21 protein-coding genes and 1 pseudogene are annotated in these 23,511 nt (G+C 71.7%); 19 read left to right on the top strand and 3 right to left on the bottom strand.

The features are described 5' to 3' along the window. Nucleotides 1-114 precede the first annotated feature (114 nt). Both KIK05_RS49560 and KIK05_RS35345 read left to right on the top strand, forming a co-directional pair. Complete coding sequence (locus tag KIK05_RS49560; RefSeq protein WP_372455637.1) at nt 115-309, top strand: putative leader peptide; 195 nt, start codon at nt 115-117, stop codon at nt 307-309. Beyond that, complete coding sequence (locus KIK05_RS35345) at nt 251-1,192, top strand: ABC transporter substrate-binding protein (protein WP_214415195.1); 942 nt, start codon at nt 251-253, stop codon at nt 1,190-1,192. The genes KIK05_RS49560 and KIK05_RS35345 overlap by 59 nt, the downstream gene beginning before the upstream one ends. 184 nt (nt 1,193-1,376) lie before the next feature. Here KIK05_RS35345 and KIK05_RS35340 read toward each other — a convergent pair whose 3' ends face one another. Further along, on the bottom strand, nt 1,377-2,063 hold the full coding sequence (locus tag KIK05_RS35340) for an expansin EXLX1 family cellulose-binding protein (RefSeq protein ID WP_214415194.1): 687 nt from the start codon (nt 2,061-2,063) through the stop codon (nt 1,377-1,379). A gap of 201 nt (nt 2,064-2,264) precedes the next feature. Here KIK05_RS35340 and KIK05_RS35335 point away from each other — a divergent pair, with 201 nt between their 5' ends. Both KIK05_RS35335 and KIK05_RS35330 read left to right on the top strand, forming a co-directional pair. Beyond that, nucleotides 2,265-2,777 (top strand): RNA polymerase sigma factor, encoded by a 513-nt coding sequence (locus KIK05_RS35335; RefSeq protein ID WP_214415193.1) that lies wholly within the window; start codon nt 2,265-2,267, stop codon nt 2,775-2,777. Further along, nucleotides 2,774-4,012, top strand: a complete 1,239-nt coding sequence (locus KIK05_RS35330; RefSeq protein ID WP_214415192.1) for a CU044_5270 family protein — start codon at nt 2,774-2,776, stop codon at nt 4,010-4,012. Before KIK05_RS35335 ends, KIK05_RS35330 begins: the two co-directional genes overlap by 4 nt. Before the next feature lie 108 nt (nt 4,013-4,120). Here the strand turns inward: KIK05_RS35330 and KIK05_RS35325 are convergent, their stop codons facing one another. Beyond that, nucleotides 4,121-5,140: an LLM class F420-dependent oxidoreductase gene (locus KIK05_RS35325; protein ID WP_214415191.1), complete on the bottom strand. Its 1,020-nt coding sequence runs from the start codon at nt 5,138-5,140 to the stop codon at nt 4,121-4,123. 79 nt (nt 5,141-5,219) lie between these two features. Then, nucleotides 5,220-5,915: a FadR/GntR family transcriptional regulator gene (locus KIK05_RS49155; protein ID WP_214415190.1), complete on the bottom strand. Its 696-nt coding sequence runs from the start codon at nt 5,913-5,915 to the stop codon at nt 5,220-5,222. A 127-nt stretch (nt 5,916-6,042) separates the two neighbouring features. On the opposite strand from KIK05_RS49155, the gene KIK05_RS35315 reads away from it, so the two are divergent. From KIK05_RS35315 to KIK05_RS47470, 15 genes and pseudogenes are all read left to right on the top strand, one after another. Continuing rightward, nucleotides 6,043-6,846, top strand: coding sequence for a (Fe-S)-binding protein (locus KIK05_RS35315; protein ID WP_214415189.1), 804 nt, complete (start codon nt 6,043-6,045; stop codon nt 6,844-6,846). After that, nucleotides 6,843-8,258, top strand: a complete 1,416-nt coding sequence (locus tag KIK05_RS35310; protein WP_214415188.1) for a lactate utilization protein B — start codon at nt 6,843-6,845, stop codon at nt 8,256-8,258. The genes KIK05_RS35315 and KIK05_RS35310 overlap by 4 nt, the downstream gene beginning before the upstream one ends. Beyond that, nucleotides 8,255-8,869, top strand: coding sequence for a LutC/YkgG family protein (locus tag KIK05_RS35305; protein WP_214415187.1), 615 nt, complete (start codon nt 8,255-8,257; stop codon nt 8,867-8,869). Before KIK05_RS35310 ends, KIK05_RS35305 begins: the two co-directional genes overlap by 4 nt. Before the next feature lie 129 nt (nt 8,870-8,998). Further along, on the top strand, nt 8,999-9,439 hold the full coding sequence (locus tag KIK05_RS35300; RefSeq protein WP_214415186.1) for a hypothetical protein: 441 nt from the start codon (nt 8,999-9,001) through the stop codon (nt 9,437-9,439). After that, nucleotides 9,421-9,753: a winged helix-turn-helix domain-containing protein gene (locus KIK05_RS35295; RefSeq protein WP_308250235.1), complete on the top strand. Its 333-nt coding sequence runs from the start codon at nt 9,421-9,423 to the stop codon at nt 9,751-9,753. Before KIK05_RS35300 ends, KIK05_RS35295 begins: the two co-directional genes overlap by 19 nt. Continuing rightward, nucleotides 9,746-10,666, top strand: coding sequence for an ABC transporter ATP-binding protein (locus KIK05_RS35290; RefSeq protein ID WP_214415185.1), 921 nt, complete (start codon nt 9,746-9,748; stop codon nt 10,664-10,666). The genes KIK05_RS35295 and KIK05_RS35290 overlap by 8 nt, the downstream gene beginning before the upstream one ends. Then, a complete protein-coding gene (locus KIK05_RS35285; RefSeq protein WP_214415184.1) occupies nt 10,663-11,832 on the top strand; it encodes an ABC transporter permease in 1,170 nt (389 codons plus the stop codon). The genes KIK05_RS35290 and KIK05_RS35285 overlap by 4 nt, the downstream gene beginning before the upstream one ends. A 175-nt stretch (nt 11,833-12,007) precedes the next feature. After that, nucleotides 12,008-13,096, top strand: a complete 1,089-nt coding sequence (locus KIK05_RS35280; protein WP_214415183.1) for a GNAT family N-acetyltransferase — start codon at nt 12,008-12,010, stop codon at nt 13,094-13,096. A 157-nt stretch (nt 13,097-13,253) separates the two neighbouring features. Beyond that, nucleotides 13,254-14,384, top strand: a complete 1,131-nt coding sequence (locus tag KIK05_RS35275) for a sirohydrochlorin chelatase (protein ID WP_214415182.1) — start codon at nt 13,254-13,256, stop codon at nt 14,382-14,384. Nucleotides 14,385-14,387: 3 nt separating this feature from the next. Next, complete coding sequence (locus KIK05_RS35270) at nt 14,388-15,617, top strand: nicotinate-nucleotide--dimethylbenzimidazole phosphoribosyltransferase (protein ID WP_214415181.1); 1,230 nt, start codon at nt 14,388-14,390, stop codon at nt 15,615-15,617. A gap of 158 nt (nt 15,618-15,775) precedes the next feature. Beyond that, on the top strand, nt 15,776-17,011 hold the full coding sequence (gene cobA, locus KIK05_RS35265) for a uroporphyrinogen-III C-methyltransferase (RefSeq protein WP_214415180.1): 1,236 nt from the start codon (nt 15,776-15,778) through the stop codon (nt 17,009-17,011). Next, on the top strand, nt 17,008-19,236 hold the full coding sequence (locus tag KIK05_RS35260; RefSeq protein ID WP_308250234.1) for a dynamin family protein: 2,229 nt from the start codon (nt 17,008-17,010) through the stop codon (nt 19,234-19,236). Before cobA ends, KIK05_RS35260 begins: the two co-directional genes overlap by 4 nt. Next, on the top strand, nt 19,233-20,882 hold the full coding sequence (locus KIK05_RS35255; protein WP_214415179.1) for a GTPase: 1,650 nt from the start codon (nt 19,233-19,235) through the stop codon (nt 20,880-20,882). The genes KIK05_RS35260 and KIK05_RS35255 overlap by 4 nt, the downstream gene beginning before the upstream one ends. Nucleotides 20,883-21,035: 153 nt before the next feature. Further along, nucleotides 21,036-21,287: pseudogene (locus KIK05_RS49555) on the top strand (single-stranded DNA-binding protein); the annotation flags it as partial. Nucleotides 21,288-22,259: 972 nt separating this feature from the next. Then, nucleotides 22,260-22,481, top strand: a complete 222-nt coding sequence (locus KIK05_RS47470) for a hypothetical protein (protein ID WP_250563981.1) — start codon at nt 22,260-22,262, stop codon at nt 22,479-22,481. Nucleotides 22,482-23,511: the final 1,030 nt, after the last annotated feature.

Below are 23,511 nucleotides of genomic sequence, written 5' to 3'. Positions count from 1 at the left end.
CCACCATCGCGGAGGCGACTTGATCAGCGCTTGCCGGGCGGCGGGACGACTTGTGGATGGCTTGGCGCGATAAATTTCATGCTTAACAAGTAGGAATAGTTGCAAAGACGGGCTGTGCGGTCTACCGTGGGGAACGTGGACCTCACCGCCTACCTGACCTCCCGTCGTCACGTCGACCTCTGCCGGGTCACCGGGGCCCTGTGTCGCCCCGAGACGTCCATCGGCCGACCGACCACGACAGGAGAATCCAGTGCAGGAGCTGTGGTACAGCCGCCGCCCCGAACCCACCGCCACCGGGACGGCCGCTGATCTCGGCTGGCTCGACGACGAGTTCGGCCCCGAAGGCATCGCCACCCGTCCCCTCCGGGACGTGCGGGAGCACCGCCCGCGCACGCTGTTCGGCGAGGACGGCAACGCCCTCGCGCTGTGGGCCCGATCGCGCGGCGCCCCCACCCGTCTCATCGGCCTGACCTGGACCGAGGAGCGCCAGGCCGTCCTGACCCGCCCGTACGTCACCATCGACGAGCCGGAGGATCTGCGGGGGCGCCGGCTCGGCCTCCCCCTCGACCCCGGCGCGCCGGTCGACATCGCCCGGGCGACCGCCCTGCGCGGGTTCCAGGGAGCCCTGTGGGCGGGCGGCCTCACCCTCAACGACGCGCGCCTTGTCGACGTCCCCGGTGAGGCGCCCACCGCCCTGCTCGAAGCACTCGCCCGGGGCGAGATCGACGCGGTGTACGTCAAGGGGGAACCGGCCCTGCGCGCGGCCGAGAGGCACGGGCTGCGCGTCGCGATCGACCTCGACGGCCATCCCGACCGGCGGGTCAGGCTCAACGACGGCACCCTCAGGGCCATCACCGTCGACCAGTTGCTCCTGGACGTCCGTCCCGACGTGGTCGCGCGCTTCCTGCGCGTCCTGCTCGACGCCGCCGAGTGGGCCGGCGCCCACCCGGACCAGGCGCTCGAACTGTGGCGGGAGTCCGGCGGCCCGCCGGTCCCCGACGGCCCGCGCCGCCTCCCCGACCTGTCCATCGACCTGTCCGCCGAACGGCTGCGCCTCCTGGCCGAACAGGAAAGGTTCCTGCGGGCCCACGGCTTCCTCGACGCGGCCGTCGACGTGTACGCCTGGGCCGAACACGCCGCCCTCGGGAGCGCCCAGTCCCGCAGGCGGACGCCCATGGCACAGGCCGTGTGAATCCCCACAGGCCAGGTACGGCGAAGAGAGCGGGGCGCGCTCGAGAGGATGGCCGCCGTGCCTGAGGCCACCGGCGAGAGAGGGGGTTAGGGGTTGGTCGCCCTCTCTCGCCGGTGGCCGCACCTCGCGGTCGCACCGTCCTGGCCGCCGAACCGCGGCTCAGCGGTGTGACGGGGAGTCTTCGCTAGTACATCGTGGCCGCGGCCCGCTGGATCAGGGCCGGCGCCAGCCGTACGCGCTCGGCGGTCGCCCGGTGGGCGCGGGAGTCGGTCACCCGTACGGTGAAAGGGCCCTTGCCCATGCCCGACGAGGCGATCCAGTAGTTGTAGTCGGTGCGGGCGAGCTTGTGCCACCCGCCGTCCGTGCCCCGCACCTCCACGGACCTGAGCGGGTTGCCGTGGTCGATCACCAGCAGCGCCAGCCACCATCGGGACGACCCCTCCTTCACGCGGAAGGAGAGCGGCGCGCCGACCCGCGGGTCCCGCACCGGACGGTAGGTCACCCCCGCCGTGCCCTTGCCTGGGTCCGCGATACGGGCGAACGCGGCGCGGCTCAGGTCGAGCTGCCCCCTGGCGCATTCCGGGCACTGGTCGACCACCTTTACCCGGACGGTCCCGCGCGGCCCGGTGACGTCCAGGTACCCGCCGCAGGCGGCGGCGCCGGCGTACTCGCCGGGGGAGAGCGCCACGTAGAGCCCGTCGGCCGGAGGCGTGAGGTAGGAGCAGTTGCCGCCCCCGGACCGCAACTCGTAGAAGGTCGCCTGTCCCTTGACGCCCGCGCTCCCGTGCCCGCCGGCCCGCGCCGAGGCCGGCGAGGGGAGAAGCGAGGCCGCGGCCAGTACTGCGGCGAGAGCGGACGGGAGTCGTCGCATCCGAAGTTCCTCTCGTACGGGACGTAAGCGACGCTAGCGAAAGGCGGGACTCCCGGTACGGCGAAACCCCGATGTCGCCCGCCCTGGCGCGGGGACCACGATCTTCGCGTTCTCCAGGCTCCTGACCTGGGCCGACGAAGGGGCCGACAAGATAGGTCAAAGTGGCGGTAATCAGCAGGGTCCTTCGAAACAGTTCTTGATGTGGACGATCCCCAAGAACGATTCACCAACCTCTACGACCGGCACTACCGGAGCGTGCTGGGCTACGCCCTGCTGCGGGCCGAGCGTGCCATGGCGGAGGACCTGGCCAGCGAGACCTTCCTGGTCGCCTGGCGGCGCTTGGACGACCTGCCCGACCCGCCCCTGCCGTGGCTGCTGGGCGTGACCCGCAACCTGCTGCGCAACCAGCGCGTACGGCGGCTGCGCAGCGAGGAGCTGGCCGCGCGGCTGGCCGAGATGAGCTCCTTCGCCGAGGGTGACGTCGCCGACCGGGTCACCGATCGCCATTCCGCTCTCGCCGTCCTCGCCGGCATGCGGGACAAGGACGTCGAAGCGGTCGTCCTCGCCAGCTGGTACGGGCTGACCCCCGCCGAGGCCGCCCAGGTGGCCGGCTGCACCGCCCGCACCTACAGCGTCCGGCTGCACCGCGCACGCCGCCGGCTGGAGCGCGCGCTCAACCCCGCCCTCTCGATCACCCTTCAGGAACAGGCATGAACGACTCGGTCGACGACATGGTCACCTCACTGCGCCCCGACGCGCTCATCGACGACTCCTACCGGCGGCGGCGCGAGCGCGACCTGGCCCACGCGTTCCGCACCCCCCGCGTCCCCGAACCCTCCCGGAGGTTCCCGGTGCCACAGCGCCGCCGCCCGCTCCTGCTGATCGCCGGTACGGCCGTGGCCGGGCTCGCCGCGGCCGTGATCGCCGTCCCCCAGCTCGTCTCCACGGGCTCGCCCTCCGGCGCGGTCGGCGCGGTTCGCTCGTCGGTCTCCGCGAGCGGCGGCGCGAGCACGGCCCCCCGGCGCCTGGACGCCCGGTCCGTCCTGCTGGCCGCCGCCGCGACGGCCGCTCGTGAACCTGCCGCCTCGGGCGCGTACTGGTACACCCGGGAGCGCACCGTCCAGCCGGTCAGGCAGACGACCAAGGACAACGCCGACGTGAAGGCCCTGGCGAGGGAGTTGGAGGACAAGCTCAAGGAGGTCGACTCCGACTCCGGCGAGGCCGCGGCCCTGCGCAAGGAGTACAGGCAGAAGATCATCGAGCTGAGGAGCAGGAAGCCGCCGTTCTCGGCGACCACCGCCGTCTCGCAGGACTCGTGGTACGCCCGCGAGAAGGGCGGGTCCAGCCGTACCGTCGTCAACCTGGACCCGAAGGTGACCTTCGCCTCCGACGCCGACGAGCAGAAGTGGAAGGAGGCGGGTTCCCCGTCGCTGACCGAGGACAAGCCCACGACCAGCGACTACGACATACAGCTCTACTTCAGCATCGGCACCCATCGGTACACCGTCAGGCAACTGCTCGACCTGCCGACGGACAAGGGGGAGCTGGAGAGCCTGCTGCGGCGGCTGCGCGGCGAGGAGGCGGACAAGGACTGGGGGGACGGCGTCCCGGACTTCACCGACTACGTCTGGTCGACGGCCCAGGACCTGCTGTCCGGTCCGCTCTCCCCGGGGACCCGCGCCGCCCTCTACCGGGTGCTGGCCGAGCAGCCCGGGATCACGACGTTGGGAGAGGTCACCGACGCCCTCGGCCGGACCGGCCAGGGCCTGGCGCTCAAGCGGGCGGACAAGGGCGGCGAAGGCGGTGACGAGTCCCGGCTGATCGTGGACGACGGGACGGGACGGTTGCTCGGCTACGAAGTGCGGTCCGGAGAGGGATCCGACGGCCTGCGGCTGGCGTACGAGGGCATGGGCTGGGTCGACCGGCTCGGTGAGCACCCGGGCGACTGAGCGGTGCGGCGGGGCCCTGCTCGGGGGGTGAGGGCCCCGCCGGAGGCGCCGGGACGCGGAGCCTGCGCGAGGCCGATGCCGGGCAGGGACGCTCCCGCCTGACGGGTCTCAGCCGAGGACCAGGTCCCGGATCGCCCGGAGGTCCGGCTCGTCGCGCGGTCCCATGACCAGCAGGTTCGTCACCGGGCTGTCGCGCCACAGTTGCAGCCGCTCGCGGATCCGGCCGATCGGCCCGACCAGTGAGATGCCGTCGGCGAGCTCGTCCGGGATCGCGTGGAACGCCTCGTCCTTGCGGCCCGCGAGGTACAGCTCCTGGATCTTGCGCGCCGCGTCGGCGAAGCCCATCCGGCCCACGATGTCGGCGTGGAAGTTGCGGCTCTTGGCGCCCATGCCGCCGATGTAGAGCGTCAGCATCATCTTCACGCCGTCCAGTGCGGCCCGGACGTCGTCGGTGATCACCACCATGACCATCGCCGCGATGTCGAAGCCGGGCCCGGCGCCGTTCAGCGCCTCGCCGTACATGCTCACGATCTTCTCGGGGAAGACGAACAGCGGCAGCCAGCCGTGGGCGATCTCGGCGGCGAGGGCGACGTTCTTCGGTCCCTCCGCGCCGAGGTAGACCGGGATCTCCGGCCGCAGGGGATGGGTGATCAGCTTCAGCGGCTTGCCGAGGCCGGCGCCGCCGGGGTAGGGGAGCGGGTAGTGCGGGCCGTCGCTGGTGACGGGTTCCTCACGCCGCCACACCTTGCGCATGATGTCGACGTACTCGCGGGTGCGGGCGAGCGGCTTGGGGAACGGCCTGCCGTACCAGCCCTCCACGACCTGCGGCCCGGAGGCGCCGACGCCGAGCAGCAGCCGCCCGCCGGTCAGGTGGTCGAGCGTCATCGCGGTCATCGCGGTGGCCACGGGGGTGCGCGCCGAGATCTGCACGACGCTGGTGCCGAGCTTGATCCTGCTGGTCCGGGCGCCGTACCAGGCGAGCGGCGTGAACGCGTCCGACCCGTACGCCTCGGCCGTCCACACCGAGTCGTACCCCAGCCGCTCCGCCGTCCGGACCACCTCGGTCGCGTCGTCGGCGCCACGCTGCCAGTAACCGAGGTTGAGCCCGAGCTTCAGATCACCGCTCATATCCGCCCCTCCAGAGGTAGACCCAGCGCCCGCAATTAGAACACGTTCTACCAACCTCGGTCGAGATCCCGATCTCCCTTCAGAACAGCTCCGGATAGGCGTGGGCCAGGTGGGCGGTGACGGCTTCCACGGCGGCGGCCGCGTCGCCCGTTGTGATCGCCGCGTGGATGCGGCGGTGGTCCTCCCGCAGGACGGCGGTGTCGCCGAGGCGCTCGACGGCCTCGATGGCGTACCTGCGCATCGCCCCGCGCAGGGCGCGCATGACGGCGGCGATGAACCGGTTGCCGGAGGCCTCGGCGATGGCCGCGTGGAACGCCATGTCGTGCCGGACGAACTCCTCCGCGCCGGTGGCCGCCTCCATGGCGAGCATCGCGGCCGTCACCGCCTTCAGTCCGGACGGCGCCAGGGCGGCCCGCCGCGCCGCCTGCTCGGCCGACCAGCGTTCGATCATGAGCCGGGTGTCGACCACCTCGCGCATCGTCAGGCTCGACAGCCCGAGGCTCAGCCGCAGCAGGTCGGTCAGCGCGCTGTCGGGACGGGAGGTGAGCACCGCGCCCGCGTCCGGCCCCCGGCCCACCTGCGACGACAGCACCCCGAGCGTCTCCAGCACCCGTAGCGCCTCCCGGACGGACGCCCGGCTCACCTGCAACTGCTCGGCCAGTTGCCGCTCGCCAGGGAGACGGTCTCCGACCCGCAGCCCGTCGTCGGTGATCCGCCGCTCGATCTGGAAGAGCACTTCCTCGAACGCGCGCGTCCGCCGTTCCTTGTCCGCCACGTGACCGTCCCTTCCGCCTGGAGTATGGTCAGACCATACTTATGGTCTGACCATACTCGGCCGGCTCCCACCGGGAGCCGGGAACCGAGGGCGAGAACGACTCGATACGGCACGAGGAAAGGTTGCGATGCGGGTCGCCCTGTTCATCACCTGCGTCAACGACACGCTCTTCCCCGGCACGGGGAAGGCCGTGGTGAGGCTGCTGCGCCGCCTCGGCTGCGAGGTGGACTTCCCGGTCGCGCAGACCTGTTGCGGCCAGATGCACGTCAACACCGGTTACCGCGACGAGGGGGTGCGGCTGGCACGCCACTTCCTTTCGGTCTTCGAGGGGTACGAGGCGGTGGTGGCGCCGTCCGGATCGTGCGCGGCGATGGTGCGCGAGCAGTACCCCAAGCTGGCGGCCGGCATGGGCGCGACGCGCGCGGGGGCCTTCGCCGGAGCCCACGGCGGCCGCTCACCGTTCGCCGAGGCCGTGGAGCGGGTGACGCCCAAGGTGTACGACCTGTCGGAGTTCCTGGTGGACGTCCTCGGCGTGACCGACGTCGGCGCGTATTTCCCGCACCGGGTGACCTACCACCCGACGTGCCACTCCCTCCGCGGCCTGCGCGTCGGCGACCGCCCTCTCACGCTTCTGCGGAGCGTCCGCGGCCTGGAGCTCGTCCCTCTGGCGGGCGCGGAGGAGTGCTGCGGCTTCGGGGGCACCTTCGCGGTCAAGAACCCCGGCGTCTCCGCCGCCATGTGCGCCGACAAGGTCGGCAACATCGTGGCCAGTGGGGCCGAGGTCCTGTGCGCCGCCGACAACTCCTGCCTGATGCACATCGGGGGCACGCTCAGCCGCATGCGCAGCGGAGTGCGGATCATGCACCTGGCCGAGATCCTCGCCGCCACCGAGGCCGACGTCCCTCCGGCCCTCGGCGAGGAGGCGCGATGAGCGGCGCGAGCGCGTTCCTCGGAATGCCGTCCTTCCCGCGCAACGCCGAGAAGGCCCTGCGGAACTCCCAGCTGAGGTTCAACCTCCGCAAGGCGACCCACACGATCCGGGCCAAGCGGGCGGCCGTCGTCGGTGAGCTGCCCGACTGGCAGGAGCTGCGCGCGGCAGGCAAGGCGATCAAGGACGAGACGCTCCGCCACCTCGACCGTCACCTGCTCCAGATGGAGGAGGCGGTCACCAGGGCGGGCGGCCACGTCCACTGGGCCGCCGACGCCGCCGAGGCCAACCGCATCGTCACCGACCTCGTCAGGGCCACCGGTGAGACCGAGGTGGTCAAGGTCAAGTCGATGGCGACCCAGGAGATCGGCCTCAACGACGCCCTGGCGAGCGAGGGCATCACGGCGTACGAGACCGACCTCGCCGAACTGATCGTGCAGCTCGGGAACGACTGGCCGTCCCACATCCTCGTGCCGGCGATCCACCGCAACCGGTCGGAGATCCGGGAGATCTTCCGCGAGCACATGGCCGAGTGGGGACGACCGGCCCCCGAGGGCCTGAGCGACGACCCCAGGACGCTCGCCGAGGCCGCCCGGCTCCACCTGCGCGAGCGCTTCCTCGCCACCAAGGTCGGCATCTCCGGCGCCAACTTCATGATCGCCGAGACCGGCACCCTGGTCGTGCTGGAGTCCGAGGGCAACGGCCGCATGTGCCTCACGCTGCCGAAGACGCTGATCAGCGTGGTCGGCATCGAGAAGATCCTGCCGACCTGGCGCGACCTGGAGGTGTTCCTGCAACTGCTCCCCAGGAGCTCCACGGGCGAGCGGATGAATCCCTACACCTCCACGTGGACGGCCGGCGCCGAGGGCCAGGAGTTCCACCTGGTGCTGCTCGACAACGGCCGGACGACGGTGCTGGCCGACGAGATCGGGCGGCAGGCGCTGCGCTGCATCCGCTGCTCGGCCTGCCTCAACGTCTGCCCGGTGTACGAGCGGGTCGGCGGGCACGCCTACGGCTCGGTCTACCCGGGGCCGATCGGCGCGATCCTCACCCCGCAGCTGCGCGGGATGACATCGGAGCTGGACGCCTCCTTGCCGTATGCCTCCAGCCTCTGCGGCGCCTGCTACGACGTGTGCCCGGTCGCGATCGACATCCCGGAGGTGCTCGTCCACCTGAGGGCCAGGTCGCCGCACGCCCCGGCCGAACGCCTCGGGCTCAGGGCCGCCGGGTGGGTGCTCGACAAGCCGGTGCGGCTGGAGCGCGCCCAGCGCCTCGCCTCGCGGTTCCGCCGCCTGGTGCCCAAGCGGCGCCTGCCGGGGCCGGGCGCGGCGTGGACCGAGACGCGCGACGTGCCGCAGGTGCCCGAGGAGTCGTTCCGCGACTGGTGGAACCGCACGGAAGGAGACCGGCGATGAGCGCGCGCGAGCAGATCCTCTCCCGGATCCGCGCGGCGGTGGCGGGTGCGCCTCCCGTCGAGATCTCCCGCGCCTACCGGACCGCCGGCGAGGGCCCGGGGGATCTGGAGCTGTTCGCCGAGCGGGTGCGCGACTACCAGGCGGTCGTCCACGTCGTGCCCGGCGGCGAGGTCGCGGCGGCGGTGGCGCGGGCGCTGTCGGCGCGGGGCGTCCGCCGGGTCGTCGTCCCCGGCGGGCTGCCGGAGGAGTGGCTGAGCGCGGCGTCCGGCGTCGAACGGCTCACCGACGATCCGCCGCTGACCTCCATCGAACTCGACCGGTCGGACGGAGTGATCACCGGTTGCGCGGTGGGGATCGCCGAGACCGGGACGATCGTGCTCGACTCCGGCCCCGGGCAGGGGCGCAGGGCCCTGACCCTCCTGCCCGACTACCACCTGTGCGTCGTGACGGCCGGCCAGGTGGTGGCCGGGGTGCCGCAGGCGCTGGGCCGCCTGGATCCGGTACGACCGCAGACGTGGATCAGCGGCCCCTCGGCGACCAGCGACATCGAGCTGAACCGTGTCGAGGGGGTGCACGGCCCCCGCACCCTGGAGGTGATCATCGGACGGTAGGCCTGAAGGCTCTGGGATCCCGGCATCTGCCAGGTGCCGGGATTTCGTCGTTCTGGAACCCTGTGCAACCACTTGAATGAGAGTTGAGTGCTTGATACCTTTTCCACAGGATGAAGGGTGGGAAAGCCGATGAACGCAGGTGAGCACCTGAGCGTCGCGGACGCGCTCGAAGAGATCGGCCGCATGAACCGCACCGTCGGGCGTAAGGCCCGATCCTCTGGCTGGGTGTTCCTCCTCTGGGGGATCCTCTCGGCCCTCTACTGGTCGGCGATGTTCTTCGGCTCGGAGGTCGTCATCGACGTCGCGGTCGCCGTCTGGGTGGGCTGGACGGCGCTGACCTTCGTGCACGCCTTCCGTCAAGGTGTGCAGGGCCTGGGGCACATGCGCACGCAGTGCCGCGTGGCCTTCGTCTGGCTGGTCGTGTTCGCCGGCGCGGCGTTCTTCAACCAGGCCCTGCCGCCGGAGCCGTCGGGCTGGTGGATCCCGGCCGGCCTCGCCGTCGCGGTCGCCACCGCGCTCCCCATGCTCTACGCGGCCGGGAAGCTGCGGCCGTGGGAAGGCGAACGGTGACCCGCAACGGCACTCACCCCCGGCACGACCTGGACCAGGTCATCCACACGCCGGTCCGGCTCTCGATCATGGCGGCGCTCGCGGCGGCCGAGAAGGTCGAGTTCCGGTTCCTCCGCGACACCATCGAGGTCAGCGACTCCCTGCTGTCCAAGCACATGCTGACCCTCGAAGAGGCGGGCTACGTCGCGGTCGAGAAGGCGTTCATCAGCAAGAAGCCCGGCACCTGGCTGTCGCTCACCCCCAAGGGCCGCAAGGCGTTCCAGGACTACGTCGCGGTCCTCGAGAAGATCATGAAGGGAGCCCCCGATGCTTGAGGTCGACGGGCTGAGGAAGCGGTACGGAGACACCGTGGCCCTCGACGGCGTCAGCCTGACCGTGGCACCCGGCGAGATGTTCGGCTTCGTCGGAGCCAACGGCGCCGGGAAGACGACCACGATGCGCATCATCATGGGGGTGCTCGGCGCCGACGGCGGTGAGGTGCGGTGGAAGGGAGAGCCGGCGACGTTCGAGACCCGTCGCCGGTTCGGCTACATGCCGGAGGAGCGCGGCCTGTACGCCAAGATGCGCGTCGCCGAGCAGATCGAGTACTTCGGGCTGCTGGCCGGCATGGCGGCCGGGGAGGCCCGGCGCTCCGCCGACGCCCTCATCGAGCGGCTCGGCCTGGCCGGGCGGCGCGGCGACGAGGTCGACAGTCTGTCGCTGGGCAACCAGCAGCGTGTGCAGCTCGCCGTGGCGCTCATCCACGAGCCGGAGCTGCTCGTGCTCGACGAGCCGTTCTCGGGTCTCGACCCGATCGCGGTCGACGCCCTGGCCGGGGTGCTGGCCGAGCGTACGGCGGCGGGGGTGCCCGTGGTGTTCTCCAGCCACCAGCTCGACCTGGTCGAGCGGTTGTGCGACTCCGTCGGCATCATCAAGGGCGGCCGCATGGTCGCGGGCGGCACCGTGGCCGACCTGCGCGCACGGGAGTCGCGCAAGCTCCTGCGCATCGTGGTGACCGGCGCCGAGCCGGGCTGGACCGACGGCCTGCCCGGAGAGATCGTCGCCAAGTCCGACCGCCCGCCGCACGCCTCCCCGGCCTCCTCCGGCCCCGAGCGGTACGACGAGGTGATCCTCACGCCCGGCGACGCCCAGCAGGCGCTGAGCGTCGCGGCCGGCGCCGGGAACGTCGAGCATTTCGGCTGGCAGGAGCCCTCCCTGTCCGAGATCTTCCGTGAGGTGGTCGCGTGAACGCCGTCACCCTGGTCGCCCGGCGGGAGATCGCCGTACGCAGCCGCACCAAGGGGTACCGCTACGGGCTGCTCGTGACGGCCGTGCTGATCGCCGTCATCGCCGCCCTGCCGAAGCTCCTCGGCGGCGGCTCCGACCACACCGTGGGGCTCGTGGGCGCGGGGGCCGACCGTCTGCAGGCCGCGATCACCCAGGCCGCCGGCGCATCGCACGTCACCGTGAAGCTCAAGCGCTACCCGGACGAGGCGGCGGCGCGCAAGGCCGTCCTGGGCGGCGACGTCGACGCCGCCGTCGTGGACGACGCGAAGGTGATCGCGAAGACCCGGGCGGGCGCGGGGCTGTCGGTGATCCTCGACACCGCCCACCGCGCGGTCGCCACCCAGGCCAACCTCGCCGCCGCCGGCATCGACCCGGCCAAGGTGGCGCAGGCCCAGCAGGTGCGGCCCTTGGAGGAGGTGAGCCTGCGGGGCAGCGGCGACGACGCCACGGCGCGCGGCGTGCTGGCGATGACCATCGTCGTCATCCTGTTCATGCTGCTCATCCAGATCTGCAGCTGGGTCGCGATGGGCGTGGTGGAGGAGAAGGGCAGCAGGATCGTCGAGATCCTCCTGACCGCCGTACGGCCCTGGCAACTGCTGGCCGGCAAGGTGCTCGGCATCGGCCTGCTCGGCCTGGCGCAACTGCTCGTGATCGTGGCCGTCGGCCTGACGGCGGCACAGATCGGCGGTTCGGTGCCGCGGCTGCCCCACGGCACGGCGGGGCTGGTGGCGAGCGTGGTGGTGTGGTTCGTGCTCGGCTACGCCTTCTACGCCGCCATGTACGCGGCGATCGCCTCCCTCATCTCCCGCCAGGAGGACCTGAGCGGCGTGCTGACCCCGGCCACGATGCTGATGATGGCGACCTACCTGGTCGGGTTCATCGCGACCCAGACGCCGGACTCCACGCTGACGAACGTCCTGTCGATCCTGCCGCCGTTCTCGGCGATGGTCATGCCGGTGCGGTCGGCGGTGGCCGACGTCCCGCTGTGGCAGGTCGGCCTGGCGATGGCGCTGATGCTCCTCGCCGCGGGGGCCATGCTGGCCGTGGGCGGCCGGGTGTACCGGCGGGCGGTGCTGCGCACGGGTGCACGGGTACGGTGGCGGGAGGCCCTGAGCTCGGCCTCCTGACCTCGGCGGGCGCGTCTTCTGTGACCCTTGTGACAGGAGACGCGCCACGCGGATATCTGGTCAAGAAAGCACCTTCTGTGCACCAAGGGACCGTCAAGTTGCGGAGCACCCTCGAAGTGCGGTGAGCTGATACGTCCGCACGAGGGGGATGCAAGTGACCGGTTTTGATCAGAACTTGACGATCAGGACGAAGCGGCTGGTCCTCCGGCCCTTCGGCCCGCGCGACGCCGCCCGCGTGCGCGCGATCGTCGAGTCCGGGGCGCGGTTCCTCCCACCCGGCGCGCCCGGCCACGTCGCCGCCGTATCGCAGTGGCTGTCGTACGGCGTGCACGAGCTGTGGCGCTCGGGCCAGGGCATCCACCTGGCCATGGTGGCCGACGGGGCGATCGTGGGAGCGATCAGCCTTTTCCGGACGATGTGGGGAGCCGGCACCACCGAGGTCGGGTACGCCGTCCACCCCGTCCACCGCGGCCGTGGCTACGCCCCCGAGGCCGTCTCCGGCCTGACCGAATGGGCGCTCTCCAAGGCGGGGCTGCGCCGGGTCGAACTCCGCGCCAACCTGGACAACACCGCCTCCCTCCGCGTCGCGCAGAAGGCCGGGTTCACCCGTGAGGGCCTGCTGCGGGGCGCGAGCCTGGAGGCCGACGGCCCGCACGACGTCGTCGTCTTCGGCCTCCTGGCCCACGACCTCGCCATGGGGCCGCCCACGGTCGCAGGCCGGGGCTTCGGCACCGGCATCCGTCTGGAGAGCGAGCGGCTCGTCCTGCGTCCCTTCACCGGCACCGACGCGCCGGACGTCTTCGCCGCCGTCGACCGCGACCCGGAGATCAACCGCTGGATGCCCTGGGCCGAGGGGTACGACCTGCAGCGGGCGTACGAGTGGTGCACCAGGTACGCCCACGTCGACTCCGTCAGCGGCGTGAACTTCGCCATCGAGCCCAAGGCGGGCGGGCGGCTCGCCGGCTCGGTGGGTGTGCAGCGGGCCGACTGGGAACGCGGCGACGCCGAGGTGGGCTACTGGATCTCCCCGTGGGCCCGCCGCCAGGGGATCGCCCACGAGGCCACGCGAGCGGTCAGCACCTTCCTCATGGTGAGGGGCTTCCACCGCATCACCCTGCTGGCCGCCGTGGGCAACGTCGCCAGCCAGGCGGTGGCCCGCAAGGCGGGATTCACCGAAGAGGGAGTCCTGCGGCGGGCCCTGCCGGTCTCCGGTGGGATCTCCGACGCCGTGCTGTTCAGCCTCCTGAAGGAGGAGGGCGACTGAGGGCCCCCGGGCGCCCGACGTTCGTTCGCCAGATCATGATGAACGCTTGGTCTTGTCTTCCCCAAATGCCCCGCAAAGCGATGTCCATGGATTGGCAGATTCGTATATTCTCGCGACCCGGCCAACGTATCCGCAGGTCAAAGTATCGGAGATCCACATGAAGCCGCCGCTCCTCCTTATCGGGCACGGCGCCCACGACGATACCGGCGCAGCGGAGTTCGGCCGTTTCGTCCACCGGCTTCGGTGCCGTCTGGACCAGGTCGCCGCTGACGTGTCGGGCGGATTCGTCGCCAAGGGACGCCCGTCGCTGGCCGACTCGGTCGCCTCGCTGGTCGCCCGGGGCCACCACCGCCTCGTGGCGGTCCCCCTCGCGCTCGGCGACAGCGAGGACATCCCCGCCGAGATCGCCCGTGCGGAGGTCGCCCACCCCACCCTCAGCTGCGACTGCGCCCCCGCCCTCGACGCCTCGCCGCAGGTGCTCGCGCTGATGGCCGAGCGGCTCGCCGACGCCCTCGCCGAGATGCCCCGCCTCGCGGCCGTCCCCCTCCACGAGGAGCACGGCGACGCGCCGCGCGAGCCCGTCTCGCCCGCCGAGACCGCGGTGGTGCTCGTCGGCCACGGTTCCGCCGACCCCCTCGCCAACGCCGAGGTCCACAAGGTCTCGCGGGTGTTCTGGGAGACCCACGCGCCCGAGCTGCTCACCGTCGAGACCGCCTACGTCGCAGGCGCCCCGCCGAGCGTCGCCCAGGGCATCGAGCGCTGCCGCCGCCTCGGCGCCAGGCGGGTCGTCGTGCTTCCCTACTTGCTGTTCGCCGGCGCCGTGCTCGAACGCATCTGGGCCGAGGCGCTCGCCTACGCCGCGGGACACACCGACCTCGACGTGCGGTGCGCCGAGGTGATCGGCGACTGCGAGGGGCTCGCCGACCTCATCATCGCGCGGTACGAGCAGGCGCTGGCGACCGCCGAGCCGTCCGCCGCCGAGCCTGCGCCCGACCGGTTCCCGGAGGGCGGCGACCTCCTGCTGGAGGCCGAAGAGGAGATCCTCGCGGCGGTCGAGCCGTGGCCGGTGGAAGACGATCGCCTCCGGAACCTTGCGAAGCCGCTTGTTCCGGACGAATCTGATGAAGAGCTTCTCGAAGTGCAGGGCGAACGGCTGTCCCTGCGCGGATTCGGGTCACTGGAGGAGGCTGAGCTCGTGGACGATGCCGAGCAGGACGTACGCGCCGGGGCGCCGCGCGTGCGCAAGCTGTCCGGCGACGAGGCCGCCATGGCCGACGGGCTCGTCTGACGCATGGAACTCCTCACCCAGACCCTGGCGGCGATCCGGCCCGCCGACCAGGAGGCCATGGCCGAGGCCCGGGCCCACCAGGACCGCCTGACCAAGCCGCGCGGCTCGCTCGGCGTGCTGGAGGACGTCGCGGTGCGGCTCGCCGGAGTCGCGGGAGCCTGCCCGCCGCCGCTCCCCGTCCCGGCGGCCCTCGCCATCTTCGCCGCCGACCACGGCGTCCACGCCCAGGGCGTCACGCCGTGGCCGCAGGAGGTCACCACCCAGATGGTGGCGAACTTCCTCGGGGGCGGAGCCGTCGCCAACGCCTTCGCGGCACAGGCCGGCACGACGGTGACCGTGGTCGACGTCGGTGTCGCCTCCGATCTTCCTCCCGCGTCCGGGCTGGTCGCGCGCAAGGTCGCCTACGGCACCGCCGACATGACGCTCGGGCCCGCCATGAGCGTCCCCCAGGCGGTGGCGGCCCTCGAAGCCGGCATCTCGGTCGCCCGCGAGCTGGTCGAGGGCGGCGCGGCCTGCCTGGTCACCGGCGACATGGGCATCGCGAACACCACCGCCTCCGCCGCCCTGATCTGCGCCTTCACCGGCAGCGACCCCGCCGCCGCCACCGGCAGGGGGACCGGCGTCGACGCCGAGACCCTGCACCACAAGATCTCCATGGTCCACCGAGCCCTCGAGACCAACGGCCTCCTCCCGGCCACCGTCACGAACCCCGCCGCGACCGGGGCGTCCTCCGGAGGCGTGCCCGGCGATGGGGTGCGGCCCGGAGGGGCGTCCGGAGCCGTGCCGGACGCGGATGGTGTTCCGCGGCGCGCCGTCCTGGACGGACGTGAAGACTTCCACGAAGTGCTGCGCAGGCTCGCGGCGGTCGGGGGGCTGGAGCACGCCGCCATCGCGGGGTTCGTCCTCGGCGCCGCCGCGGCTCGCGTCCCCGTCATCCTGGACGGCGTCATCGCCGGGTCCGCCGCGCTGGTGGCGGCCGCGCTGGCGCCCGATGCCGTCGACCACTGTGTGGCCGGGCACCGCTCGGCCGAGCCCGGGCACGCGATCGCGCTCGACCACCTCGGCCTCCGCGCCCTGGTCGATCTCGAACTGCGGCTCGGCGAGGGCACCGGCGCCCTGCTGGCCTACCCCCTGGTGAGCGCCGCCGTCCGCGTCATGCACGAGGTGGCCACCTTCGACTCCGCCGGCGTCACCGACAAGGACGCCCACGCCGCCGCGGACCATCCCCTCTGATCCGTCACCTCACGCTCGTGTGATCCACTGCCGGCCGACGGTGGGGCTTTCGCCGTTTCTCGAGGGCAGGCAGGCTGTGCCTCCGGCCACCGGGGGCCTGTAGGTTTACTCCACGGACAACCGGTTTCGCCTCTTCCCGGGAAAGGGAACACCGCCCCATGTCGTCGCCCTACCTGCTCGGTCTGCGTCTCAACGGCAGGCGCGTGCTCGTCGTCGGAGGCGGGCGCGTGGCCCAGCGCAGGGTGCCCACCCTGCTCGAAGCGGGTGCCTCGGTCACCCTCGTGTCCCCCAGCGTCACGCCGGCGCTCGACGACCTGATCGCCGACGGTCTGATCACCTGGGAGCGCCGCCGCTACCAGGTCGGCGACTGCGACGGCGCGTGGCTCGTCCAGGCCTGCACCGACGACCGTACGGTGAACGCCGCCGTGGCCGCCGAGGCGGAGGCCAAGCGCGTCTGGTGCGTGCGCGCCGACGACCGCGACGCCTCGGCGGCGTGGACGCCGGCCAGCGGGCGCGTCGACGAGATCAGCGTGGCCGTGACGGCCGGAGGCGACCCCCGCCGCGCCGCCGGAATCCGGGACGCCGTTGTCGGCGCCCTGCGCGACGGCACGGTCGAGGCCCGGCGCAACCGCACCAAGCCCGTCGGCGTCGCCCTGGTGGGTGGCGGCCCCGGCGACCCCGGCCTGATCACCGTGCGCGGCCGTCAGCTCCTGGCGCAGGCCGACGTGGTCGTCGCCGACCGCCTCGCCCCCCGCGCCCTGCTCGACGAGCTGGCGCCCGATGTCGAGCTGATCGACGCCGCCAAGATCCCGTACGGCCGCTACCTGGCCCAGGAGAAGATCAACGAGGCGTTGATCGAGCATGCCAGGCAGGGCAAGTTCGTCGTCCGGCTCAAGGGCGGCGACCCCTTCGTCTTCGGCCGGGGCGGGGAAGAGATGCTCGCCTGCGCGCGGGCCGGCATCCCCGTCCTCGTGGTCCCCGGAGTGACCAGCGCGGTGGCCGTTCCCGCCACCGCCGGCGTCCCGGTCACCCATCGGGGGGTCAGCCAGGAGTTCCATGTCATTTCCGTTCACGTCACGCCCGATGATCCGAAATCAACTGTTGACTGGGCGGGACTGGCGAGATCACAGGGAACCCTGGTACTTCTGATGGCTGTTGAACGAATAGCCACGATCGCCGACAGACTCATACGAGACGGACGTTCGCCGGAAACCCCCGTAATGGTGGTACAGGACGGTACTCTTCCGACCCAGCGAGCTCTTCATGCCACCCTCTCCACGGTGGCGGAGCGCGTGATCGCCGCTGGGACGCGGCCCCCGGCGATCGTGGTCGTCGGTGACGTCGTCAGGGTCGGCCAGGAGATCGATATGGTGCGAGCGGAGCGGGTTCCGTGAAGTCGGCTGCGAACAAGACGGAGAGCGCCGATGAGCGCGCCGAGCAGTCGGGCGAGCCGGTGATCGAGGAGGACGACAACCCCGAGAAGCCGGGGGAGCAGACCTTAGCGTTCCAGGCGATCCCGGCCGGTGACGACGATCCGCGTTCCACCGGCGGCCGAGCAGGCGAAGCCGACCGCGACGACCCGGGCATGCCGGAGGCCGCGAGCGGCACGTCCGGCGAGAGCCGCGCGCCCGGCACCGCCGGGGGCGAGAGCGACGAGCACCTAGGCCGCGAGACCGGCGTCGCCGACGTCCTCGTGGCCGGAGGCGGCGCCACCACCACGTCCTCCGACGACGGATCCGAGCAGCGGGCCGCCACGTTCTTCGAGGGTGGGTCCGAGCAGGGGGCCGCCACGCTTTTCGACGGCGGATCCGAGCCGCGGGCCGACGGGCACGATGACGCCGACGCCGAGGAGAGCGGCTCGTCCGACGAGGGCTTGTCGCCGTCCTCCCTCGAAGGTGGCGAGGGGGACCTCCCGCCGTTCGAGCGGGTGCGCGAGGTGCCGCTCCCCAAGCCCGTCTCGCGTGCCCTGACCGCGGCGCTGGCGGGTCTGAAGGACAGCGTCACCGGGCTCACGTTCGGCCTCGACGTGCCCGGCGCCGAGGAGGCGCGCAAGGCCCAGGCCGAGCTGCTCGCCCAGATCGAGAACTACGTGATCCCGCGCGTGCACATGAGCACCGCGCCCGCGCTGATCGTCGTCGCCGGGTCCACGGGAGCCGGCAAGTCGACCCTGGTGAACACCCTCGCCGCCGCGAAGGTCAGCGTCACCGGCGTGCGCCGTCCGACCACCGGCACCCCCGTGCTGGCCTGCCACCCCGACGACCTGGAGTGGTTCGCCAAGGGCGACGTTCTCGCCGGTATGACGCGCGTCGAGCGGCCGGGGCCCGAGGGCTCTCTGGAGAACCTCGTCCTCGCCTCCAGCGAGCGGCTGCCCCAAGGGGTCGCCCTGCTCGACACCCCCGACATCGACTCGGTGATCGAGCCCCACCACGACGTCGCCCACCGCATGCTCGACGCCGCCGACCTGTGGGTCTTCGTCACCACGGCGACCCGCTACGCCGACGCCCCCGCGTGGAATCTCCTGCGCCGAGCCAAGGAGCGGGGCGCCCGCCTGGCCATCGTGCTCTCGCGCGTGCCGCTCCGGTCCCGTGAGGTGATCGACAAGCACTTCTCGCGGATGCTGAAGGAGTACGGCCTCGGTGACGTCGACCGTTTCGTCATCAACGAGGCGAAGGTCACCGGCGGACGCCTCCCCGACGAGGAGGTCGCGGAGCTGCGCATGTGGCTCACCGAGCTTTCGGTGGACGACCAGCGGCGCGACCAGGCCGTCGAGGCCACCCTCCAGGGCGTGCTGAACAGCTTCCGCAACCGGATCCCCGCCCTCGCGCGCCACCTGGAGGCCCAGGTCGCCCTGCGCACGGAGCTGCGGTCCGACGTGGACGCCGCCTACATGCGCGCCGCCTCGACGATCGACCAGGCGACCGGCGACGGTTCGCTCCTGCGCGGTGAGGTCCTGGCCCGCTGGCAGGAGTTCGCCGGTTCCGGCGAGCTGGTGAAGACCTTGCACCTGCGCCGTCCGGGCCGCCTGGCGTCGAAGGCGGGCCAGCAGACCCCCGCCCGGCTGCACGCCTTCAAGACGGCCCTGCGGGCCGCGCTCGAATCCGTGATCATTTCGGCCGGGCAGCGGGCGGCCGAAGAGGTGGTCGCGAGATGGCGGCAGCGCGAGGGCGGCGACACCCTCGCCGGGGCCGATCTCGGAAGCCCGTCCGGCGACTTCGCCCCTCAGGTCGCCCGCATGGTCGCCGCCTGGCAGGAGCATCTGGTCGCGCTGATCCGCTCCGGCGGCGTCGCCAAGCGATCGGTGGCCAAGCTGGTCTCCTTCGACGAGGAGGCGCTCTCGCTGATCTTCATGATCGGCCTGCTCGGTTACGGGAGCTCCGACGTCGCGGCGGCCTCCGGCACCGGCACCCTGCCCGAGCGCCTGCTGCGCGGCGTGCTCGGCGCCGAGCCGTTGCGCATCATCGGCACCAAGGCCCGCAGCGACCTGCGCGCCCGTGTCAGCGTGCTGTTCGACGAGGAGACCTTCAGATACGTCCGGCTTCTGGACGAGGCCGGGATCCCCGACGAGACCGCCGCCAAGCGGCTCTACCAGGCAACGTACAACCTCGAGGTCGCCCGATGACAGTCACTGGCGCGCGTCCCGGGACGCTTGAGACGCGCAACGACCTGGGCACCAGACTCACGGCCCTGGCGAAGGTCGTGGAGCTCGGCCCCGGACGGGTCGATCCCGCCTTGATCACCGATGCGGGGCAGCTGCTCCTGCGTGCCGGCGACCGCCTGAAGCTGTCCGGCGAGCACACCGTGGTCGCTCTCGCCGGTGGCACCGGCAGCGGCAAATCGTCGCTGTTCAACCGCATCTCGGGCCTCGAACTGTCCCCGACCGGCGTACGCCGGCCCACCACGGCCCGTACGCACGCGTGCGTCTGGGGGCTCGACGGGGCCGGGCCTCTCCTCGACTGGCTGCAGATCCAGTGGCGGCACCGTTTCGCCCGCGCCAGCGCCCTCGACAAGGGCGAGAGCCAGCTCCACGGCCTCATCCTGCTCGACCTGCCCGACCACGACTCGATTCGCGCGATCACCGACCACGAGGCCGACCGCCTGATCCAGGTGGCCGACCTGATCGTGTGGGTGCTCGACCCTCAGAAGTACGCCGACGCGGCCACCCACCGCACCTACGTCAGCGAGCTCGCCGGACACGAGGCCGTCACCGTCTTCGCGCTCAACCAGGCCGACAAGCTGGCCCCGGAGGAGCTCGCCGAGTGCGTCGTCGACCTGTCCGACCTGCTCAAGCGTGAAGGCGTGCAGCACCCCCGCATCGTCCCGACCTCCGCCACCACGGGCAGGGGGGTCAACAGCCTCAAGAGCGTGCTCGCGGAGTCCGTGGCAGGCCGGCGCGCGGCCGTCCAGCGCCTCGAGGCCGACCTCGACCGCATCATGACCCGGCTGACCAAGGTCATGCCGGCGTCCGACGCGATGACCGTGCAGCCCACCGTCGACCTCGCCAGGCAGGAAGGGCTGACCGACGCGCTCTGCGACGCGGTGGGGGTCAGCGCCGTCGGCGAGGCGATGGAGAACATCTACGGTGTCCGTTCCATCGACTGGGTGGGCTGGCCGTACGCGCGCTGGGCCGCCCGCCTGCGCCCCGACCCGTTGAACAGTCTGCGCCTGGGCAACCTCCGTGACGAGATCAAGGCGGTTACGGCGGCCTCGGTGAGCGCTCAGCCCGCCGAGGTCGAGACCGCCGTGCAGGCGCTGGCCGACAGTCTCAGCACCGGCATGCCGGAGGCATGGCGCAACGGAGTCCGGGACGCCGCGCGGTCGCAGCTCGGCAGGCTGCCGCAGGTGCTGTCGGACGAGCTCGGCGAAAGCGCGCCGCGTCTCGATCGCGTCCCGCGGTGGTGGTGGGCGCTCAAGATCTGGCAGTACCTCCTGGTGGTGCTGTTCGTCGCGGGGCTCGGCTGGGCGGCCGCGATCCTGCTGTACGGAGTCGCCAAGATCGGCCAGGCCCCCCTCCACATGCTGGGCGACGTGTCCGTGCTGCCGTGGCTGGGGTTGATGATGGCCAGCGTCCTTGGTCTGGGCCTGCTGTCGGCCATCGCCAGCCGCAACTTCGTGGTGCTCGGCGCCGGCACCGAGCGCGAACAGCTCGAACGCGAGATGCGGCGCAAGGTCGGAGTCTTGTCCAAGGAAATGGTCATCGATCCGGTCGAGCGGGAACTTCAGCGCTACAACGATTTCCACGCCGCCCTCGACACGGCCCGCCGCTGACCTCCTTCCGACGCCCGCTTTTCCACAGCCTTCCGGGATGATGCCGCAGGTCATCCACAGAATCGTGTTCGGCGGCCGTCGGGCGGGACGGGACCGGCCAAGCTGCTCCCATGCCGGCGGGGAGCATCCGCCGGCCCGTCATGGGAGGCCACGATGAACGACATTTACATCACGTTGACCGGCAACGTTGTCGCCGACCCTCGGCAGTTCCACTTCGACGACGGCACGCGTGTGACCTCACTTCGCCTCGCCGCGACCCCTCGCCTTTTCGACAGGTCGTCCCAGTCCTGGCACGACGGCGAGACCAGCTACTACGCCGTCCGGTGCCACCGCGCCCTCGCCGACAACGTCGCCCAGTCGGTCAAGATCGGTCAACCGGTGGTCGTCCACGGCAAGCTGCGCATCCGCTCCTACGAGCGCGAGGGCGAGCGGCGCTTCATCGCCGAGGTCGAGGCCGTATCCGTCGGCCACGACCTCCGGCGCGGCGTCAGCAGCTTCCAGACGCAACGGGGGCCCTCCGCGCCCGCCTTCGACGACCGCGCCCGGGATCAACTCGCCTCCAGCACACGCGACTGGGAGCTCGGCGGCCCGGTCCGGCAGCGCGACCACTCCTCCGGCACCTCGCCCGGCGAGCCCTCACGACCCGTTTCCCCCGCGTACGCCGGCGGCGTCGGCGCCCCAGCCGCCGCCACGACGTCTGCCGCCAGCGAGGGCGTTCCAGCCCCCGCCGCGATGTCTGCCGCCAGCGAGGGCGTTTCAGCCCCTGCCGTGACGTCTGTGGGCAGCAAGGGCGTTCCAGCCCCCGTCACGATGTCTGCCGCCAGCGAGGGCGTTCCAGCCCCCGCCGCGATGTCTGCCGCCACCGAGGGCGTTTCAGCCCCTGCCGTGACGCCTGTGGGCAGCGAGGGCGTTCCAGCCGCCGCCACGATGTCTGCCGCCAGCGTTCCAGTCGCCGCCACGGCGCCCGGCGGCAGCGAGTCCGAGATCCGACAAGCGAGACCGCTGACGATCGCCGCGCCCCCTGCGACGCGGCCGGGCTCCGCCCCTGTTCCCCTTCCGGCGAGCGAGAAGAGAGATCACCCGCGCTCGGCGAGCAAACGTCCTGCCGCTCCCCGCCGATCGGGTACGGCCACCCCAGCGGAGCACCCGACCAACCCCACTACGGACCCGGCCGACGTAGGGCACCCGGCCCATCCCAAAGAAGGCACGGCTCGACCGGCGCAACACCGTGCCGCTTCCCTGAAGCGCTCGGCCGCCTCGCCGGAGACCCACGCCCGTACGCCAGGAGATCCGGTAGACACGGCGGAGTCCCACGCCGGTAGGCCGGCAGATCACGTGGCCGCGGCGGAGTCCCGCACCGGTTCGACAGGAGATTCGATGGACGCGGTGGACGATTCCGCCGGTACGCCGGGGGATTCGATGGGTGCGGTGGAGAACGTCGCCGGTACGCCGGGGGATTCGGTGGGCGCGGTGGAGAATCGCGCCGGTTTGTCGGGAATCCCTGTCGGCTCGGCAGAGGATCTGACCGGTTCGCTGAGAGGTTCGACCGGCGCGGAGGAGGACGTGACCGCCGATATCCGCGAACAACTCGCCGCCTGACGCCTCCACCATCTCGCCGGGCCTCCACCCCGGGCATGGTGAGGAGTCTTCAAAGCCGGCCGTGGGGGTTCCTTCGTCGGGACCTGGCGGTGAACCGGTGAGGTCCACGCTCTTCAGAGTCGATCGGGGAGTCTTCGCCGGGTCCGGGCTGAATCGGTGAGGTGCAGGAGTCTTCACAGCCAACCGGGCGCTGCTCTGCATCGAGTCTTGGTTCATGGGCTCGTGAGGTCCCGGCATTTGCGTTCATGGGCTCGTGAGGTCCCGGCATTTGCATGGGGTCTTGGTACATAGGCCGTGAGGTGCCGTGATCTGCATGGGGTCTTGGTTGCAGGCCCGCAGGATGCAGGGTCTTGCCTTGGCTCTGGGCTGGTCGTGGAGCACAAGCCGGAGACGATCGCGATCGTCGACCACATCGTCGATCTCGGTCCCGGCGCCGGTCCGCGAGGTGCAGGGTCTTGCGTCAGGTCTGGGTGGGGCTGCCGGGGCAGAGGTCTTCACGGCCGGTCGGGTGGTGCTCTGTCGGGCGTGGGCTCACGGATCTCGACGTCCAGGCGCGCGGTTGAGGCCTGTGGGGTTCAGGGATCTTGAGAGGGGTGGGGTCCGGCTCTGCCGCCTTGTGAGGGCTCTTAGGCGCCGCGGTTCAGGGGAGCGGGAGTCGGTCGAGGTGGATCTGGCCCCAGTGGGTCTGGTCCGGGTCGGGGTAGTCGGTCGAGGCGGATCTGGTCGAGTGGGGGTAGCCGGGGTGGGAGGTGTGGCGGGGGTGAGGCGGGGCTCTCCGGATTCGGGGGTGAGGCGAGGTCCTCCGGATTGGGGGTGAGGCGAGGTCCTCCGGATTCGGGCTGGGGCGTGGCCCTCCGGATTCGAGGGGGTGTCATGAGGGGGGCACTGCTGCTCGGGATCGAGTCGCGGTGGGACGTGATGCTCTGGACCGGATCCAGGAGACTTCAGAATCAGGTCCAGATGATGCCTCGCCTCATGGCTGCTCCTTTCCCAGAGGGGCCGCTCGGAGGTGAGCGGACTTGTCGGGTTT

Origin of the sequence: Sphaerisporangium fuscum (assembly GCF_018531465.1) — a bacterium.
GTDB classification, from domain to species: domain Bacteria; phylum Actinomycetota; class Actinomycetes; order Streptosporangiales; family Streptosporangiaceae; genus Sphaerisporangium; species Sphaerisporangium fuscum.
This window is presented reverse-complemented; position numbering and strand designations above follow the sequence as displayed.